The sequence below is a fragment of the Epibacterium sp. ABZ3_068 genome (assembly GCF_056159265.1).
In genome coordinates this window covers 1,402,393-1,419,351 of the sequence record NZ_JBSWUV010000001.1, presented here as the reverse complement: position 1 = coordinate 1,419,351, position 16,959 = coordinate 1,402,393, and the positions used below count along the sequence as shown (strand labels likewise).

Annotated in this window: 19 protein-coding genes; 13 read left to right on the top strand and 6 right to left on the bottom strand. The window is 57.0% G+C overall.

Features of this window, described 5'->3' with window-relative positions:
• Nucleotides 1-20 precede the first annotated feature (20 nt).
• The 5 genes from ACXAEW_RS06720 to ACXAEW_RS06700 all read right to left on the bottom strand — a co-directional run bounded on the left by ACXAEW_RS06720 (nt 21) and on the right by ACXAEW_RS06700 (nt 5,816).
• Entirely contained in the window at nt 21-524 is a 504-nt protein-coding gene (locus ACXAEW_RS06720; protein ID WP_474940595.1) for a DUF3035 domain-containing protein, read from the bottom strand.
• Nucleotides 525-575: 51 nt separating this feature from the next.
• Nucleotides 576-1,064, bottom strand: a complete 489-nt coding sequence (gene lspA / locus ACXAEW_RS06715) for a signal peptidase II (protein WP_474940594.1) — start codon at nt 1,062-1,064, stop codon at nt 576-578.
• 18 nt (nt 1,065-1,082) lie between these two features.
• Nucleotides 1,083-2,672, bottom strand: coding sequence for a bifunctional phosphoribosylaminoimidazolecarboxamide formyltransferase/IMP cyclohydrolase (gene purH, locus ACXAEW_RS06710; RefSeq protein ID WP_474940593.1), 1,590 nt, complete (start codon nt 2,670-2,672; stop codon nt 1,083-1,085).
• A gap of 24 nt (nt 2,673-2,696) precedes the next feature.
• Nucleotides 2,697-4,439, bottom strand: a complete 1,743-nt coding sequence (locus tag ACXAEW_RS06705) for a heparinase II/III family protein (protein ID WP_474940592.1) — start codon at nt 4,437-4,439, stop codon at nt 2,697-2,699.
• A gap of 114 nt (nt 4,440-4,553) precedes the next feature.
• Entirely contained in the window at nt 4,554-5,816 is a 1,263-nt protein-coding gene (locus tag ACXAEW_RS06700; protein ID WP_474940591.1) for an RsmB/NOP family class I SAM-dependent RNA methyltransferase, read from the bottom strand.
• Between the two features lie 98 nt (nt 5,817-5,914).
• Between ACXAEW_RS06700 and ACXAEW_RS06695 the strand changes: the two genes are divergently transcribed.
• Together ACXAEW_RS06695 and ACXAEW_RS06690 are read left to right on the top strand one after the other, a co-directional pair.
• Nucleotides 5,915-6,115 carry a DUF1674 domain-containing protein gene (locus ACXAEW_RS06695; RefSeq protein ID WP_474940590.1) on the top strand — a complete coding sequence of 67 codons (201 nt, stop codon included), beginning with the start codon at nt 5,915-5,917 and terminating at the stop codon, nt 6,113-6,115.
• A gap of 137 nt (nt 6,116-6,252) precedes the next feature.
• On the top strand, nt 6,253-6,465 hold the full coding sequence (locus tag ACXAEW_RS06690) for a hypothetical protein (protein WP_474940589.1): 213 nt from the start codon (nt 6,253-6,255) through the stop codon (nt 6,463-6,465).
• 150 nt (nt 6,466-6,615) lie between these two features.
• On the opposite strand, the gene dapB is transcribed toward ACXAEW_RS06690, so the two are convergent.
• Complete coding sequence (dapB, locus tag ACXAEW_RS06685) at nt 6,616-7,425, bottom strand: 4-hydroxy-tetrahydrodipicolinate reductase (RefSeq protein WP_474940588.1); 810 nt, start codon at nt 7,423-7,425, stop codon at nt 6,616-6,618.
• 89 nt (nt 7,426-7,514) lie between these two features.
• Between dapB and rbfA the strand changes: the two genes are divergently transcribed.
• The 11 genes from rbfA to ACXAEW_RS06630 all read left to right on the top strand — a co-directional run bounded on the left by rbfA (nt 7,515) and on the right by ACXAEW_RS06630 (nt 16,855).
• The gene (gene rbfA, locus ACXAEW_RS06680) at nt 7,515-7,910 is read left to right on the top strand and encodes a 30S ribosome-binding factor RbfA (RefSeq protein WP_474940587.1); all 396 of its coding nucleotides are present in this window, start codon (nt 7,515-7,517) and stop codon (nt 7,908-7,910) included.
• Nucleotides 7,907-8,677 carry a phosphodiester glycosidase family protein gene (locus ACXAEW_RS06675; protein ID WP_474940586.1) on the top strand — a complete coding sequence of 257 codons (771 nt, stop codon included), beginning with the start codon at nt 7,907-7,909 and terminating at the stop codon, nt 8,675-8,677. Before rbfA ends, ACXAEW_RS06675 begins: the two co-directional genes overlap by 4 nt.
• 81 nt (nt 8,678-8,758) lie before the next feature.
• Nucleotides 8,759-9,667, top strand: coding sequence for a tRNA pseudouridine(55) synthase TruB (truB, locus tag ACXAEW_RS06670; RefSeq protein WP_474940585.1), 909 nt, complete (start codon nt 8,759-8,761; stop codon nt 9,665-9,667).
• 42 nt (nt 9,668-9,709) lie between these two features.
• On the top strand, nt 9,710-10,219 hold the full coding sequence (locus ACXAEW_RS06665) for a DUF1643 domain-containing protein (protein WP_474940584.1): 510 nt from the start codon (nt 9,710-9,712) through the stop codon (nt 10,217-10,219).
• A 111-nt stretch (nt 10,220-10,330) separates the two neighbouring features.
• Entirely contained in the window at nt 10,331-11,287 is a 957-nt protein-coding gene (locus ACXAEW_RS06660) for a calcium-binding protein (RefSeq protein ID WP_474940583.1), read from the top strand.
• Nucleotides 11,288-11,446: 159 nt separating this feature from the next.
• Complete coding sequence (rpsO, locus tag ACXAEW_RS06655) at nt 11,447-11,716, top strand: 30S ribosomal protein S15 (protein WP_474940582.1); 270 nt, start codon at nt 11,447-11,449, stop codon at nt 11,714-11,716.
• A 221-nt stretch (nt 11,717-11,937) separates the two neighbouring features.
• Nucleotides 11,938-13,881, top strand: coding sequence for a TonB-dependent receptor domain-containing protein (locus ACXAEW_RS06650; RefSeq protein WP_474940581.1), 1,944 nt, complete (start codon nt 11,938-11,940; stop codon nt 13,879-13,881).
• Nucleotides 13,882-14,012: 131 nt separating this feature from the next.
• Nucleotides 14,013-15,221, top strand: a complete 1,209-nt coding sequence (locus ACXAEW_RS06645) for a GTP-binding protein (protein WP_474940580.1) — start codon at nt 14,013-14,015, stop codon at nt 15,219-15,221.
• A 2-nt stretch (nt 15,222-15,223) separates the two neighbouring features.
• Nucleotides 15,224-15,487: a DUF6525 family protein gene (locus tag ACXAEW_RS06640; protein WP_474940579.1), complete on the top strand. Its 264-nt coding sequence runs from the start codon at nt 15,224-15,226 to the stop codon at nt 15,485-15,487.
• A 124-nt stretch (nt 15,488-15,611) separates the two neighbouring features.
• On the top strand, nt 15,612-16,013 hold the full coding sequence (locus tag ACXAEW_RS06635) for an SRPBCC family protein (RefSeq protein ID WP_474940578.1): 402 nt from the start codon (nt 15,612-15,614) through the stop codon (nt 16,011-16,013).
• Entirely contained in the window at nt 16,010-16,855 is an 846-nt protein-coding gene (locus ACXAEW_RS06630) for an RNA polymerase sigma factor (protein WP_474940577.1), read from the top strand. Before ACXAEW_RS06635 ends, ACXAEW_RS06630 begins: the two co-directional genes overlap by 4 nt.
• Nucleotides 16,856-16,959: the final 104 nt, after the last annotated feature.

The following is a 16,959-nucleotide window of genomic DNA, read 5'->3' as shown; positions in this document are numbered from 1 at the left end:
GTGAGAATATTTTAGGATTTTTATTCAGCCGGAGGCGCAGATGGCGTGCCCGTCTGCGCGTCACGATAAGCCTGGTTTACCGCAAACGGATCCAGAGACTGGCGCTTGTAAGCATCCCCATACCGGTCGACCGGGAACAGTTTAATACGCGCGGTACGCTGTTCGCGACGGCGGAATTTGGCGTCTTCCTCTGCCAGATCTTGGCGTATCTCCGGTTCTACGCCATAGCGACCGGTCGCAGCGATAAGCGCGCCGTCGGATGCTGGAATACCGGCGGTGTTGAGGTTCCCGCCCAATGCTGCAATTGCATCAGCCTTGGGGTTTTGATCGGTGCGATTGGTACCACCCGGCGTCGGTTGCGGCAATTCGGCAAAATTCGCCGGCGTTTCCAGCGGTCTTACCGGCTGTACCAGAAATTCATCCGGGCCAGTGCCCGTCGGTCGCAGATCATGCAGGCCGCCTTTGCTGCAGGCGGAAACCGCCAGAACAAGGCCGATACCCACAAGTGTCTTTGAGATCTGCATCTGAACCACTCCCGTCCGTTTATCGCGTCTTAGCTGATTTTGAATGCAAGGTCACGCGGGCTTTTTCAACTGGCTTTCAAACAGGATCAATCCTGCTGCACCACCAAAGATAAAGACATCCGCAATGTTAAACACAAATGGATTGTTGATCCCGCAGCAGGACATATTGAGGAAGTCCAGCACATAACCATAAACCAGTCGGTCCAGAACATTGCCCAGCGCGCCGCCGATAACCAAACCTGCCGCGAAACGCAGCCCCCGGTGCGGCGGCTGGCGCATGGCCCAGATACACAGGGCACTGCAGATGACAATGGAAAGCCCTGCCAGAAACAGTGCACTGCCAGTTTCGCCAAGGATTTCAAACAGCCATCGCAGAAGCCCGAAATTAATTCCCCGGTTTTCCCCGTAACGAAAGTTCAGGAGGGGCGGCAGCACATCAATTGCAAGACGGTTTTTCAGATCCATGCCGAAAACGACCCAGATCTTGGTGATCTGATCCAGCCCGAAGGCCGACAACGCTGCCATCAGAAGTATGCGCATCCGCTCCTGCTTTCTTCGTTAGTGACGGAAGTGGCGCATGCCGGTGAAGACCATCGCGATGCCATTTTCATTGGCTGCATCGATGACTTCCTGATCACGCATGGAGCCACCCGGCTGAATCACGCAGGTCGCACCCGCAGCAACGGCTTCCAACAGGCCATCGGCAAAGGGAAAGAACGCATCAGAAGCCACGGCGGAACCTTTGGCGAGGTTTTCGTCCAGCCCCAGCTCTTTGGCCATGCGCTCGGCTTTGGAAGCGGCCACATTGGCGCTGTCAACGCGGGACATCTGGCCCGCCCCCACACCCACGGTCGCGTTTCCTTTGACATAAACGATCGCGTTAGATTTGACGTGTTTGGCAACTTTCCACGCAAACAGCAGATCTTGCATCTGTTCGTCCGTCGGTTTGGCCTCGGTCACCACCTTCAGGTCGTCGAGTCCGACATATCCCACGTCTTTGTCCTGAACCAGAACGCCGCCAGCAACCTGTTTATAGGCGGTGATCGCAGCACGCGGTGCGGGCAGAGCATCGGTCAGCAACAGACGCAGGTTTTTCTTCTTGGCAAAGATCTCTTTGGCCTCATCCGACGCGCCGGGAGCGATGACCACCTCGGTGAAGATCTCGACGATCTTTTCGGCGGTGGCCGCATCCAGCGGCTGGTTCAGCGCCACGATCCCGCCAAAAGCAGAGGTGCGGTCGCAATCAAAGGCCTTTTGGTAGGCGTCCAACAAGGTTGCGCCGGTAGCCACACCACATGGGTTGGCGTGTTTGATGATGGCAACAGCCGCAGTTTCCGCCGGGTCGAACTCGGCCACCAGCTCATAGGCTGCATCAGTGTCGTTGATGTTGTTGTAGCTCAATTCCTTGCCCTGCAGCTGCTCGGCGGTCGCCACACCGGGACGGCCAGAGCCATCGGTATAAAAGGCCGCTTTCTGATGGCTGTTTTCGCCATACCGCAGGGTTTGCTTGATCTCCCCCGCGAACACACGGCGGCGCGGGGTTTCCTCACCAATCGCATTGGCCATCCAGGTGGACACAGCCGCGTCATAGGCACCGGTGCGCGCATAGGCGATCTGCGCCAGTTTCTGGCGGAAGGCATAGGTGGTCTGGCCGTCATTGGCCTCCAGTTCCGCCAGAAGCGCATCATAGTCTTCGACGTCGACAACGGTGGCGACAAACCCGTGGTTCTTGGCAGAGGCGCGGATCATGGCAGGGCCACCAATGTCGATGTTTTCGATCATTTCAGCATAATCTGCACCGCGTTCCAGAGCGGCTTCAAACGGGTAGAGGTTCACCACCAGCAGGTCGATCTCTCCAATGCCGTGTTCCTTCATCGCCGCAACGTGGTCATCATTGTCGCGCAGAGCCAACAGGCCGCCGTGGACCTTGGGGTGCAGCGTTTTTACACGACCATCCATCATCTCCGGAAAACCGGTGACCTCCGACACGTCCTTTACCGTCAGACCCGCTTCGCGCAGCGCTTTGGCGGAACCGCCGGTGGAGAGAAGCTCGACACCGCGCTGAGCAAGCGCTTTGCCCAAATCAATCAGGCCGGTTTTATCGGAAACAGAAAGCAACGCGCGGCGCACGGGGTGGAGATTGGTCATGGGTGTGGCAGTCCTTCGTCAGGCTCAATCAAAACTATCGGGCTCGTCCCGGTTGAGGTCACGAACGGCAACGGCGGTGTCTTGTGCCTTGCTCAGCACCCACCGGACGCGCGTCGCAAACTCTATTGCGTAGCCAGATAGAATGATTTGTTGCGAAGCGCGAGGCTTCAGACGGCCTTTTTCAAGATAAAAACTGGGTTCCAGGCGCAAATTGGCATTTCCATCATGGCGAAACACCCAAATCTCACCGCTTTTGAGGGCAAGAGACACGACAGCCCCCCCCATATCGAGCCGTGCATCAACATCCGGGTGCAGGTGGAATCGTAGATCAAAGCCAATCCCTGTGGCCCCGACCGTACGTTTGCTGTGCTCGAATTTCTTCTGCGCGGCCTCATCCAGAGCCAGAAGCATATCGTCACCCGTCAAGGATCGCCCATCATCGCTGAGCTCCATTGAGCGGGCATGCGTCAGCCCAAAATCGCGCTCATATCCATCATGGGCCATCTCGATCTTGGTTTCATTCGTTTGTTCTTCGACTTCGATAGGCACACGCGTCGGGCCATCAATCAGCGCCTCACGACTGGACACTTTGTGCGGCTTTGCCAAACGCGCCATCGAATGCCCAGCCAGACAGAGGGTAGAATGAGACGGAGTTGCACGCCCTGCCCGGCGCCACTCCAGACCGAAGGTTTCACCCGATCCGCAGTTCACAATCAGCGGCCTGCGCCCGGATGTCAGTTCAAACGCAAGGGTAGATGCATGGGCATTGTAGGACGCAACACCTGTGGGAGGCAGGGACGCATCAACGATGACAGACGTTCGCCGCGCATATAGCCGCGCATAGCCCATGGCCAGACCGTCGGACTTTTCTCGACTGGATGGCCCCGCGGCCAGGGCATGATCCAGCCGCCCCTCCATTCCACGTCCACCGCCATGAAACCGGGCCAAGCCGCCATCCGCATGCCGCAAACTGCGCAAGGCAGGCGCAATCCGTTCAATCGCCCCTTGATGAGCAGGCGCAACACGGCGCCCGGTTTCCGTCAGGGCTGCCGCAGCCCAAGTCAGAAGCGTGAAGACTTCCAGCAATTCTTCGGGATTACGGGTTGGCAGACCACCTTGGGCATCAATCTGCCTTTCACATTCACCAGACAGTGCCTTGATCGCTGGCTCGGCCAACTCCTCGCGCCCCTCCAGGGTCATTCCGGCATAGATGAGGCCCGTCAACGCTTCAAAACGCGGCAGACCCGGTATGGCGCCCTGCCAGCGATGGGCCAGAAACCAGGCCTGCCGCGAAAGAGAGGCATAAAAGGCGTCTGACGCCTCTTTTTCCTGCCCCGCGAGCAGGAACAGGGCGTGGTTGATCCAGCGGATTACACGCCGCCCTGTCAGATCAGGGCTCCAGCCGATCCCGCCGCCCTCACCATGTGCTTCAATCCAGCCCCATACCCATGTCTGAGCCTTTTTGCGCGCCGTCACATCCCCGACCGCAACCAGGTCATCAAGCCAGGCAAACCCGTGGCGCTCTGCGTCAAACGCCTGATCCGGTGCCTCAACCTCCCACAACCCGGTGGTTTGTGATTCCAAAAGATAGCCCGCAAAGAGCAAATTGCCGGACACAAGCTGGCGGCCCCGTGCAAAACTGCCGATGGTGCGCGGTTCAGGCTGCGACACAAACCCTGTCGCCGACGGCTGGCGTCGTGCGCGATAGGCATACCAACGGTTCAAGAAACGGGTCCCGTTGGTCGAAATACGGCTGTAGTGTGACATATTCAAATAGTCTCAACGCCCGGCCTAGGGGTGTAAAATTGCAGGCCTTTTCCCGCGAGCATAGCGCGCCGCCAAGCCCAAGTCACCGGGGTTGAAGATATGTCGCGCCGTCGCTCAGGCCGATTTGCGCAGAAGAGCCATGTAAAAGCCGTCCATACCGCCCCGATCGGCCCAGTAATCAGGCCGAAGGCGCAGGCCGCCTTCCTCGGTGATCCAGCTCGATTCGATACCAAGCGCCTGAAGTGCCATTCGATCGACCGCCATGTCCGGAAACATATCAACCGCATCTTCGACCTGACATTCCCCTTCATCCGGCAGCAGAGAACAGGTGCAAAACACCATACGTCCACCGGGTTTCACAAGGCTCCAGGCGTGGGCCAGCATCTGCGCCTGCAGATCAATGAGAGCCCCAAAATCGCTACCATCCTTGGCATGGGGCAGATCCGGGTGGCGGCGGATGGTTCCGGTGGCGGAACAGGGCGCATCCAGAATGACCGCATCATATTGCCCCTGATGTTCAAGCGCATCACCCGCGATGACCGTCGCCCGAAGCTGCGTCCGGGCCAGGTTTTCCCGCAGACGCGCCAGACGATTTTCAGAGATATCAACAGCTGTCACATCGGCACCGGTCGCGGCCAATTGCAGGGTCTTGCCGCCTGGTGCGGCGCATAGGTCCAGAACGTGTTCCCCTTTTTGGGTGGCAAGCAGACGTGCCGGCAGGGCTGCAGCGGCATCCTGAACCCACCAGTCCCCGGTCTCGAACCCAGGCAGAGCTGAGACCTGCGCTGCGTCCTGCAGGCGAATCGAGCCACTGGGAAGCGCTTCGCCCTCTGGCAGAATGCCCTGATTGTCAGATTTAGGTGTAATATCCAGCGGCGCGCCAGCAAGATGCACCGCTTCGATCCCATGCATCGCCTCTGCCCCCCAGGCCTGCTGCAGAGGGTTTCGGAGCCATTTGGGCAACCGGGGAGTACGCAGCTTCTCCCATTCTGCGGGTCCGTGTTCAGCCACTTTACGAAGCACCGCGTTGACCAGCCCCTTAAGCGCCCCGTGGCGTTTGTGGCGAGACACGATATTGACGATTGTGTTGACCACACCATGGGCCGCACCGCCACCGCAAAGCTCATAAACCCCCAGACGCAAAGCATTCTTGACATGCAGGGGCGTGGCCTTCTTCAAGTATTTCCCAAGAATTTTGTCGCAGCGTTCAAGATTGCGCAGCACATCGGTCACCAACCGCTGCGCCCGCGCGCGATCCTGGGGTTCCAACCGTTCCAAAGCGCCTGCCGCATAACATTCGGCCAGCAGGCGTCCTTCGCCCAAAACCTGGTCCAACAGATAAACTACTGTGCTGCGTGCGTGCATTGGGTCAGACATCCGGCACTCCTTTGGGATGCGGCGAGTGAGGAGCGGGAAGCGCTTGTTCCCGATGAAGAGCGGCGTATATCATGCCCAGAGCATAAAGGAACCCGTCAATGACCGACGCCACGCCCCAGATCAAACCCGAATGGAAAGACCTGCCGCCCGCCGCCCAACGCGCCCTGGCCGAAGCCGATGCGCGTAGGCAGGCCGAGCAGGAAAAAGAGCCGCTGCCAACAGAATTGGGCGGGCGAGATGGCCCCGAACCCGTACGATATGGCGATTGGGAGAAAAAAGGCATTGCAGTCGACTTCTGACCAACGCGGATAGGTTCATGATCATCGAAATCCGCCAATACACGCTGCATCCAGGAAAACGAGAAGAGTTCATTCGTTTCTTTGAAACCGTGAACCGGCAGGCGCTGCGCTAGGCAGGTATGCAGGTTTTTGGCCCGATGCGTGATCTCGAAGAGCCTGATAAAGTACACTGGATGCGTGCTTTTCCCAGCTTGGAAGCGCGGGAAGAGATCAAGAGCGCTTTTTACAATGGTCCCGTCTGGAACCAGGACATTGAATCCAAAGTCATGCCAATGATCGCAAATTTTGAAACATCTCTGGTGGAAACAACCGACGGGTTTGAAGGGTTTTCTGGCACACCATCGCCTTGAAAACTGAGGCCTTCACCCTGGCGATCAGCTCGCGGGGGCCAGCCCCCGCACCCCCGAAGTATTTTCAAAAAGATGAAAGCAATAGCGCACAGGCAACCTTTCATCTTTTCTCAAATACTTCCGCCGGAGGCAGCGGCCCAACGGGCCGCTTCAGAGTCCCAGGACGTCCACCATATCATATTCACCGGGGGCCTTCCCCTGCCCCCAAAGCGCGGCCTTTACCGCACCGCGCGCGAAAATCGCCCGGTCGGTGGCCATGTGGCGCAAAATGATACGTTCACCGGGAGCAGCAAAGAGGACATCGTGTTCGCCCACGATGTCGCCACCACGAATGACCGAGAAGCCGATATCCCCCTTTTTGCGGGCACCGGTGATTCCATCACGCGCGCGGTCTTCGACGTCAGCCAGCTTTACGCCACGCCCTTCGGCGGCGGCTTCACCCAGCATCAGCGCCGTGCCGGAAGGGGCGTCGACCTTGTGGTGGTGATGGGCTTCGATCACTTCGATATCGAAATCCTCGTCAAGGGCAGCAGCAACCTTTTTGGTAAGCTGCATCAGAAGATTCACGCCAAGGCTCATATTTCCAGCCCGGACAATCACCGCGTGGCGGGCGGAGGGTTCAAGCTGGGCGATTTGCTCCTCGCTCATGCCGGTTGTACCGATCACATGGACACAGCGAGCCTGAGCCGCGAGTTTGGAGAACTCGATTGTCGCTTCGGGCGCGGTGAAATCGATGACCGCCTGTGCCTTGGAAAAGGCATCCAGCGCATCGTCGGTCACAGTCACGCCCAGTGCCGCGCCGCCCATGGCTTCGCCAACGTCACGACCCACCCAATCGTGGCCAGCGCGTTCAATGGCTCCGACCAGACGCGCCTTTTCGCTCTCCTGGACTGTCTTGATCAGCATTTGCCCCATACGCCCCGAGGCGCCGGTGATCACAATTCCGGGGAGGTCAGTCATCGCTCTGGTCCTTTTTAAAACGTGCTGAATTCCTCCTACAGCGCCGCGCAGCGCTTGGCAAAGGGGGCAATTCGGCATAGATCGGAATCATGGCTAAAAACAAATTTCATGATGGTCCCGGTCCTTCGCAACGTCAGCTTCGTGTAGGAGAGCTGATCCGCCGCACCCTGTCTGAGGTGTTGGCGCGTGGTGACGTGCATGATCCCGACCTGAACCGTATGTCGATCACTGTCGGCGAGGTACGTACCTCGCCGGATCTGAAAATCGCAACAGCATATGTGCTGCCCTTGGGCGGCCAGGGGCAGGATCAGGTGGTGCATCTTCTGGCGCGCAACAAGGCGGAACTGCGCCGTGTGGTCGGCAAGAAGCTGGGGTTGAAATTCGCCCCAGATCTGCGGTTCCAGTTGGATCAGACCTTTGATCAGATGGACGAGACGCGCCGAATGCTGGGTCAGGACGCGGTGCGCCGTGATATCGACGAATGATCCGCGCAGCCTGCCTGATACTATGCGCCTGCATGGTTTGGGCAGGTCTGCCACAGGTGGCAAGGGCGGTTGAGTGCCGCAATCTGACCTATGATGGCAACCGGTACAGCCTGTGCGAAGTGGACGCGTCGCAAGAGCAGTTGCAACTGTTTCTCAAGGACGAAAACGGTGCGGTGCTGGGGCATTTTTCCCGTCTGGCGGCTGAGCTTGGCGATCAGGGCAAAGAGCTGAGTTTCGCCACCAATGCCGGCATGTATCACGCAGATCGCTCGCCGGTTGGTTTATTCATAGAAGACGGCAAGGAAGTCATGCATCTGGTGCCCACTGCAGGGCCTGGCAACTTTGGGCTGTTGCCCAACGGTGTGTTTTGCATCCGGCAGGGGCGCGCCGATGTGTTTGAAACCCTGAGTTTTCGCGACAGCGGTGTTGCCTGCAACTACGCCACCCAATCAGGACCGATGCTGGTGATCGACGGCGAGCTGCACCCAAGGTTTCTTCCGGATTCAACATCCTATTACGTGCGCAATGGTGTTGGCACTTCGGCAGATGGGAAGCGAGCGGTCTTTGTGATTTCGCGCAATGCGGTGACGTTTCATCAGTTCGGCAGCCTGTTTCGCGATCACCTAAAGCTGAAGAACGCGCTATATTTTGACGGCAATATCTCGCGGTTTCATGCACCGCAGATCGGACGCAGTGATGCGGGTTTTATGATGGGGCCGATTGTTGGCGTTGTGAGCGAAGCGCCAGAGGCTGAGCTGGCAAACTGAGCCAAAGCGCACTGGATGAATTGACAGATCAGATTGCTTGAGCTACGCCGCGCGCCTTGAATCATGCATTAAGGATGGGCAATGGCACGCAAACGCAAAGGGCGCGATATTTCCGGCTGGCTGGTGGTGGACAAACCGGCGGGGATGACCTCGACTGCGGTTGTGAACAAGGTCCGTTGGGCGCTTGAGGCACAAAAGGCGGGCCATGCGGGTACGCTGGATCCCGAAGCCACCGGCGTTTTAGCGATTGCTCTTGGTGAAGCGACCAAGACCGTGCCGTTTATTACCGATGCGATGAAGGCCTATACGTTTACCGTACGCTTGGGACAGGCCACCAATACCGATGATGCCGAGGGCGAAGTGATCGCCGAGAGCGACATGCGCCCCTCGGATGAGCAGATCAAAGAAGCGCTGCTGCCGTTCCTTGGGGAAATCCAGCAGGTGCCCCCCAAATTTTCTGCTGTCAAAATAGACGGTCAGCGTGCCTATAAGCTGGCGCGGGATGGGGAAGACATAGAACTGGCGGCGCGGCCCTTGTGGGTCGAAGAGCTGTTTCTGATCGACCGTCCGGATGAGGATCACGTGGTTCTGGAGATGACCTGTGGCAAGGGCGGCTATGTCCGCTCAATCGCGCGGGATCTCGGCGAGGCCCTTGGGTGCTACGCTCATGTCAAAGAGTTGCGTCGTATCTGGTCCGGCCCGTTTGAGGTGGAAGACGGTCTGAAATGGGATGAGGTGATGCGAATGGAACGCACGCCTGAGCTCGACACCCACCTGCGCCCACTGGAGCAAGGGCTGGATGGACTTCCTGAGGTCAAATGCACCGCTGAAGGTGCCGTTCGTCTGAAGAACGGCAATCCTGGCATGGTGATGCCCAATACTGAGGTTGAATATGGGGATGAAGCCTGGGCCTCGCTGGAAGGGAAGGCCGTGGCGGTCGGCATTTACAAGTCCGGCAGCCTGCATCCCAGCCGGGTGTTCAACCAGTAGGCAGGCTTGATCCATGTCCCTGCCCGTGGCATGGCGCGGGGCATGATCACTCGTCACCATACCAAGGGCGACGCGCCCTCGTCAGCCATTTACTCCGATTGCGAGACCTATCGCTATTCCCTGACCCGTATCTGGAAGCCTGAGGGAAAACGGGTGATGTTCATCATGCTCAATCCGTCCAAAGCGACCGAGGTTCAAAACGACCCCACGATTGAACGCTGTGAACGCCGGGCGCGCGCCTTGGGATTTGGCGGCTTTCGCGCAACAAATATCTTTGCTTATCGCGCCACCGACCCACGTGACATGCGCGCAACCGATGCGCCAGAAGGCCCGCATAATATGGATACCCTTCTCGAAGGGATGGATTGGGCGGATATGGTGATTTGCGCCTGGGGCACGCACGGCGCGCACCGAGGCCAGGGGCCCCGGGTTGAGGACATGTTGCGCAAAACCGGCAAGCCGCTTCACCACATTGGCCTGAGCAAAGCAGGCCACCCAAAACATCCCCTTTACATATCTTATGCGCAGCAGCCGATCCTTTGGCGGGGTTAATTCGCGCATCCATACGAAAATTTAACAGAAGTTCTCTATTCGTTCTCTGACTTGCCGGGTATAATCTCCCCTGTTGCGCTTTGGGTTTTGTTACGCGTTGGAGTAAGAGCCATGTTCATGATAGCCAGCTTCTTTACGCTTATCGCCGCTAGCAGTTTGTTATTTCTGGATGAATCTGACGAACAGGACGACGAAGACCAGGAAGCGGACGACACTGCGGAAGCACGTTTTGAAGACACGGAGACCCTCCCACTGGACGTTTTCATTGGGAGCGATGAAGCCGACACACTTTCCGGTGGCGATGGAGACGACCTCCTGGAAGGGCGCGCGGGGGCTGATGCAATCAACGGCGGCGACGGAGTCGATACGGTATTGGGCGGCGATGGCAATGACGCGCTTTATGGTGCTGACGCGGACGACAGTCTTTCCGGTGGCGCGGGCGATGACGTTCTGCATGGCGACGCCGGATCAGACCTTTTGGAGGGAGATGGCGGGGCAGACCTCCTGTTTGGGCACTTTGGCTCTGACACTCTGGACGGCGGCGAAGGGGACGACGTGGTCCACGGTGGGCAAGGCAATGATGTTTTGAGCGGGTCCGCCGGAAACGATGCGCTGCATGGAAATGACGGCGACGACTCACTGGAAGGTGGTGACGGGCAAGATTCACTGTTTGGCGGTTATGGAGACGATCTGATCCTGGGGGATGACGACGCGCTTCAGGACTATTTGAATGGCGGTGACGGCGACGATACCATCTTTGCCGGGAGCGAGGATATGGTCACCTCCGGCGAGGGCGCAGATCAGATCATTGCCAGCAACGTAAATCGCGACGAAGCTATACAGATCACAGACTTTGAAGTCGGCCAGGATGAGCTGGTTATCCCTTGGCCTTTTGAACCCGCAGATCCCCCGGAGATTACCATCACCGCTTCTGAAGACGTCCCGGATGAAACAGAAGTGCGGGTCGACGGGCAAATCGTGGCGCGTTTGTCGGCAGGGGCTGAGATTACACTGGATGACATCGTTTTGCAGTCAGATGGTCCTGCGATTCCGGACCCAATTCCCTGAAGGGCATTTTGCGCAGTTAGCCTTTGCCAAATGATCCAATTCGGACTATACGCGCCCATCCATGAGATTCTTTTTGAGAACTGATGGAACTCTCCACGGGCCTGTGCTGGACGACATCCCGGCCTGCGCCATTCACCTTTAACCCAAAAGGAGACCCCGATGTCGATCACTGCTGAAGAAAAAGCACGCGTCATGAAAGAATTTGCAACCAAGGACGGCGACACCGGTTCGCCTGAAGTCCAGGTTGCCATCCTGACCTCGCGCATCAACACTCTGACCGAGCACTTCAAAACCCACAAAAAAGACAACCACGGTCGTCGTGGCCTTTTGAAGATGGTTGCTCAACGTCGTAAGCTGCTGGACTACCTGAAAGGCAAAGAAGAGGCGCGTTACACAGACCTCATCAAACGCCTGGGCATCCGCCGCTAAGCGGGAACCACCGCAAGACAGTATCGCTCGTTCCGAAAGGAGCGGGCGTTTTTTTTTTGCAAACGCATTGCAGTTTTTGAAATCACTTCACAGGTTAGTGATTTTCGGCTTGTACCGCAAATAACACCACCATAAACAGCGATCGTCAAAAATCAAAAGCTAGGCACTGCCCCTTTCTAGGCTCACCCCGCGACCAATCACGAACCGTCGACGGGACAACCATGAAACCTACAGTAATCTCAGGCTTGATGCTGACCACAGTCTTGAGCTCAGCAAGCGCCGTTTGGGCGCAAGATTTGAACGAACCACTGCTTTTGGAAACGATCCGTATTGAGGCCGAAGAAGCGCAGGCCTTACTTGGCAACGAAGAGATTTCAGAAGAAGAAATCGACGCGCGCAATCCGACCTCTGCCAAAGACATTTTTGCCGGAAAAAGTGCTGTCACCTCAAGCGGTGGTGCTTCAATTGCCCAGCGCGTTTACGTGAACGGTGTCGAAGAAACGCTGCTCAACGTCACGATCGACGGCGCACGGCAGAATAAATCCCCGTTTCACCATGCGGGCAATGTGCTGTTGGATCCGTTCCTTCTGAAACGCGTCGAAGTCAGCAAGGGGCTGGCACCCGCCGATGTTGGGGCAGGCGCTCTGGGGGGCTCTATCGCCTATGAGACCAAAGACGCTGCCGACCTCTTGGACGAAGGGGATAACTTTGGCGGCGTGTCTCGCCTGACTTTTGGCACCAACGGGCTTGGCACCGAGGGGTCAATGGCCGTGTTTGGGCGGACCGGCGGATTTGAATACCTTCTGAGCGCATCAAAACGCGATGGAGACGATTACGAAGACGGCGACGGCAACATTGTGAACAACTCGGCCTCGGCGCTCTCGGACTATAGAGCCAAGTTTGCGTATAATTTCGGGGAAGGGCACCGCGTAGAATTTTCGGCCAGCAAGACCGAAGACGAGGGTTTGCGTGCATCCCAGAACGGTATTGTCCGCGCCAATTTCGCCGGTGTGATTGGCCGCGACACAGTGTTGGTACACAGTCTTGCAACGCGTGAATCCTACACTTTGACCTATGAAAAAGAAAAGGATGGAGGCATCTGGAACCCAGAGTTTCTGCTGTCATACAACGAACAAGACAATGACGCTGTTGGGCTTTACGGGCGCAACACAAGCCTGAGCGGCAGCCTCAAGAACGAATTTGCTCTGTCCAATGGTACGATCACCGCAGGCATCGATTTCTTCCGCGAATCCGCCAGCGGACGGTCCGACGAGGAAACAGAGATCCCGTCGACCCGACGTGAAGAGCATGAGGGCTACGGTATTTTTGCGCAGGCCCGGCAGGATTTCGGATCGCGGTTTTCGACCAGCTATGGCGCCCGGTTTGACGTTCAGGACTTCAGAGGTGTCGACGGTACAAAGTTGGATGACAGCGGTGTAAGCGTCAATGGCTCGGTCGATTATCTTATCAACGACAATTGGTCTTTGAACGCGGGCTTTGCGACGACTTGGGGCGGATATGAACTTGGCGAAGCCTCCTTGGTCAACCTGAACGCGGACAATGTTCCAACCAGCTACGATGGGTTTGGCGCATCACGTGCCCGCGCCGCCCGTATCGGCGCCCGGTTTGACAATGGGACCCTGAAGGCAAGCGCAGCATTGTTCCGCACCGAAATCGACGATATTGCCGAGGCCTCGGGCGACCGCGGGATTTCCAGTGACCTGGTCAGTGAAGGTATCGACACATCGTTGACCTATGACTTTGGCAGCGGTTTTGTTACTGCGAACTGGACCTATGCGGACGTTACCGAGAATGGAGAGGACATCGGCACGTTTGCCTATTTCCACGGTGCACCCGGTGGTCATCGGATCGCTGTTTCCGCACATTGGGATCTGAACAATTCCTTTGGCGTCGGCGGCGTTGCGCAGATCGTGCCATCCTTTACGCAGGATGATGGCGACAAGCTGCCGAGCTATGAGACCGTGGATGTCTATGCGTCTTATACCCCGCCAAGCATGGACAATCTGGAATTGCGCTTGGATGTGCGAAATCTGTTTGATGAAACCTTTGCAACCCGCAGCACAGATGGCATCGACTCCACTCGCGCCATTCCGATTTATGAAGCCGGGCGCACCATTGCGTTGACTGCCCGCCTGCGATTCTGATCAGGGATTGATCGAAAAGAAACAGACCGCACCTTGAAAGAGGTGCGGTTTTTTAGTGCGCCATTTCACCACTTGAGTTCGATCTCATTTTATGTTTGTTACGATATAACATATCTTGAGGTGAAATTGAAATGGCTGACACACGTTTGCCCGTTACTGTCCTGTCCGGCTTTCTGGGGGCAGGAAAAACGACGTTGCTGAACCGTATTCTGAACAACAGGGACGGCTTGCGGGTCGCTGTAATTGTGAATGACATGTCCGAGGTCAATATTGACGCCGACTTGGTGCGCGCAGGCGGTGCAGACCTGAGCCGGACCGAGGAAACTCTTGTTGAGATGTCCAACGGATGCATTTGCTGTACCCTGCGGGATGATCTGTTGGAGGAAGTGCGCCGACTCGCTGATGAAGACCGGTTTGACTACCTTCTGATCGAATCGACCGGCATTGCTGAGCCTCTTCCCGTTGCGGCAACTTTTGATTTCCGCGACGAAGACGGTCAAAGCCTTTCTGATGTTGCCCGCCTGGATACGATGGTGACAGTTGTGGATGCGGTGAATCTGTTGCGTGATTTTTCCAGCCATGACTTGCTGGAAGACCGGGGGGAAACTCTGGGACCGGAAGATGACCGTACATTGGTGCATTTGCTCACCGACCAGCTTGAATTCGCCGATGTCGTGGTTTTGAACAAGGTGGATGACGCAGGTCCGGAAAATGCCGATGCCGCGCGCAAGATCATTCGCAGCCTGAATGCGGATGCCAAAATTATCGAGACCTCCTTTGCCAAAGTGGAGCCTCGGGACATTCTCAACACCGGGCTGTTTGATTTCGAGAAAGCGCATCAACACCCGATGTGGGCCAAAGAACTGTATGGGTTTGCCGACCACACGCCCGAGACCGAGGAATACGGTATTCAGTCATTTGCCTATCGCGCCCGCGCGCCTTTTGATCCCGTGCGCATTCACAAGCTCCTGAATGGGGACCTGCCTGGTGTGATCCGGGCCAAGGGTCATTTCTGGGTTGTGACGCGCCCGCAATGGGTGGCAGAGTTTTCACTGGCCGGCGCACTGTCCAGCGTTGCTCCGCTTGGCACATGGTGGGCGTCTGTTCCAAAAGACCGCAGGCCGGAAGGCGCAGAGGAGTACCTGGCAAATGTCTGGTGCGAACCTTTTGGCGACCGCCGACAGGAATTGGTCTTTATCGGCTCAGGTATCAACTGGCCCCAGCTCGAGGCAGATCTGGATGCCTGCCTATTGCCAGACACCACGCCGGATGACCTTGATCTCCTCAAAGATATGCCGGACCCATTCCCGGTTTGGCGCACGTCCCAACAGGCTGCATAAACATGGCCGCAATGCGACGCTGCAACCGAGGCGACACAGGTCTGCGGGCAAAAATACGCAAAGGCGATCCCATGGACGCCTTTGACCGGCTGCCGCGCGAATTGCGCCAATGGATGGCCGGGGCCAATTTGCCCTGGTCGCCCAAATCATGCGACCGTATCTGGCGCAAAGCGGCCTCCAAGGGCCTATCAATAGATGAACGGCTTGCCCTTTTGGATCAGGTGGAAACAGCCACTTTGGTCAAAGCCGACACCGGGTTTCGCTGACCCTGCGTTGAAAAACTTACCGCCTGCAAAAAAAATCAAAAACACTGTCACAGATGTGTCAGTCCCGCCCTCTTTATAAGTGTCCCGCCGGATGAACTGGCGGCCATTGATACGGAGACACATTATGAAAACCTTTGATGTACAAGCGATTGGTATCGAAAAATCCGCAGCCGAAGTTTTTGAGTTTGTCGCGCAGCCGCAGAACCTGACCAAATGGACAAATGCGTTTGAGCGGGCCGACGATACCTCTGCGGATCTTGTCACACCAAACGGCGCTGTTCCGATTAAACTCAAAACCATTGCCAATGCCGCAGCCGGTTCTGTCGATTGGTACATGACTTTCCCTGATGATTCAGTTGCCACGGCCTTTTCCCGCGTCACACCCGATGGCGAAGGCAAATCAATCTACTCGTTTGTCCTGATGGCACCGCCGGTTCCTTTGGAAGAACTGGAAGGTGCATTACATTCACAGATGGAAATACTTGCTAAGGAGCTCATGGAGTTAAAAGCAAAGTTGGAAGAATGATCATTTTCGACGGAAATCAAGTCGAGGCGGCGCGACAGGGGAACCGCGCCGCCCTGAATGAAATTGTACGGGCTGCTGAGCGGCCCGTATTTAACCTGGCGCTGCGGATGCTGGCGAACCACGCGGACGCCGAGGATGCGACTCAGGAAATCCTGATCAAGATCGTGACGCATATCGGGTCTTTGATCGATGTGAACGCCGCAGGGGCCTGGGCGATGCAGGTTGCCTGCCGAGATCTGATGGCGCGCCGCAAACGTGGCCGGGTGGAAGCCATGCGCTTGACCTTTGAAGGGTTTGCGGCGGATTTGGACCATGGTCGACAGGATCTCGCAGAAGGCACGCTGACCGATGCGGAAACCACCCTAGCGCTGGAAGAGATCAAGGTCGGCTGCACTCTGGCCATGCTCACCTGCCTGCAACGGCCTGCGCGCATGGCCTATATTTTGGGCGAAATCTTCGAACTGACCGATCACGAAGCCGCACATGCACTGGATATTTCACCCACGGCTTTCCGCCAGCGGTTGGCGCGCGCGCGCAAATCCGTCACGGAATTTGTCACAAAAACCTGTGGTGTGATTTCACCTAACAACCCTTGCCGCTGCTCCAAACGGGTTGCCGCCGCGCTGGACCAGAAGCGGATCATCAAGGGACAGTCCCAATTCCGATTGGATACATTACCGCGCCACACACCGGATCAGGTCTCTGCCTTTCTCCGGTCTTTGGAAAAAGGGCGCGCGGCGGCGGCGCTGATGCGATCCAACCCTGACTTTCCGACGCAGGTCAGCGAAACCATCCTGCCAATGCTCGACGTGCAAACGGTGGCAACAGGGCCTTTGCAATAAGCCCGGGAAAAGGCTTCTTTGCAAATGTTGTAAATTCAGGTAATCACCGGGACATCTGAGACGACGTGCCCGGACCCTGGCACGCGAAAGCAAGATAACATGGG

Coding starts and splice junctions, on each gene's coding strand:
- ACXAEW_RS06720 (WP_474940595.1), bottom strand. CDS start 524: ATGCAGATCTCAAAGACACTTGTGGGTATCGGCCTTGTTCTGGCGGTT.
- lspA (WP_474940594.1), bottom strand. CDS start 1,064: ATGCGCATACTTCTGATGGCAGCGTTGTCGGCCTTCGGGCTGGATCAG.
- purH (WP_474940593.1), bottom strand. CDS start 2,672: ATGACCAATCTCCACCCCGTGCGCCGCGCGTTGCTTTCTGTTTCCGAT.
- ACXAEW_RS06705 (WP_474940592.1), bottom strand. CDS start 4,439: ATGTCACACTACAGCCGTATTTCGACCAACGGGACCCGTTTCTTGAAC.
- ACXAEW_RS06700 (WP_474940591.1), bottom strand. CDS start 5,816: ATGTCTGACCCAATGCACGCACGCAGCACAGTAGTTTATCTGTTGGAC.
- ACXAEW_RS06695 (WP_474940590.1), top strand. CDS start 5,915: ATGACCGACGCCACGCCCCAGATCAAACCCGAATGGAAAGACCTGCCG.
- ACXAEW_RS06690 (WP_474940589.1), top strand. CDS start 6,253: ATGCGTGATCTCGAAGAGCCTGATAAAGTACACTGGATGCGTGCTTTT.
- dapB (WP_474940588.1), bottom strand. CDS start 7,425: ATGACTGACCTCCCCGGAATTGTGATCACCGGCGCCTCGGGGCGTATG.
- rbfA (WP_474940587.1), top strand. CDS start 7,515: ATGGCTAAAAACAAATTTCATGATGGTCCCGGTCCTTCGCAACGTCAG.
- ACXAEW_RS06675 (WP_474940586.1), top strand. CDS start 7,907: ATGATCCGCGCAGCCTGCCTGATACTATGCGCCTGCATGGTTTGGGCA.
- truB (WP_474940585.1), top strand. CDS start 8,759: ATGGCACGCAAACGCAAAGGGCGCGATATTTCCGGCTGGCTGGTGGTG.
- ACXAEW_RS06665 (WP_474940584.1), top strand. CDS start 9,710: ATGATCACTCGTCACCATACCAAGGGCGACGCGCCCTCGTCAGCCATT.
- ACXAEW_RS06660 (WP_474940583.1), top strand. CDS start 10,331: ATGTTCATGATAGCCAGCTTCTTTACGCTTATCGCCGCTAGCAGTTTG.
- rpsO (WP_474940582.1), top strand. CDS start 11,447: ATGTCGATCACTGCTGAAGAAAAAGCACGCGTCATGAAAGAATTTGCA.
- ACXAEW_RS06650 (WP_474940581.1), top strand. CDS start 11,938: ATGAAACCTACAGTAATCTCAGGCTTGATGCTGACCACAGTCTTGAGC.
- ACXAEW_RS06645 (WP_474940580.1), top strand. CDS start 14,013: ATGGCTGACACACGTTTGCCCGTTACTGTCCTGTCCGGCTTTCTGGGG.
- ACXAEW_RS06640 (WP_474940579.1), top strand. CDS start 15,224: ATGGCCGCAATGCGACGCTGCAACCGAGGCGACACAGGTCTGCGGGCA.
- ACXAEW_RS06635 (WP_474940578.1), top strand. CDS start 15,612: ATGAAAACCTTTGATGTACAAGCGATTGGTATCGAAAAATCCGCAGCC.
- ACXAEW_RS06630 (WP_474940577.1), top strand. CDS start 16,010: ATGATCATTTTCGACGGAAATCAAGTCGAGGCGGCGCGACAGGGGAAC.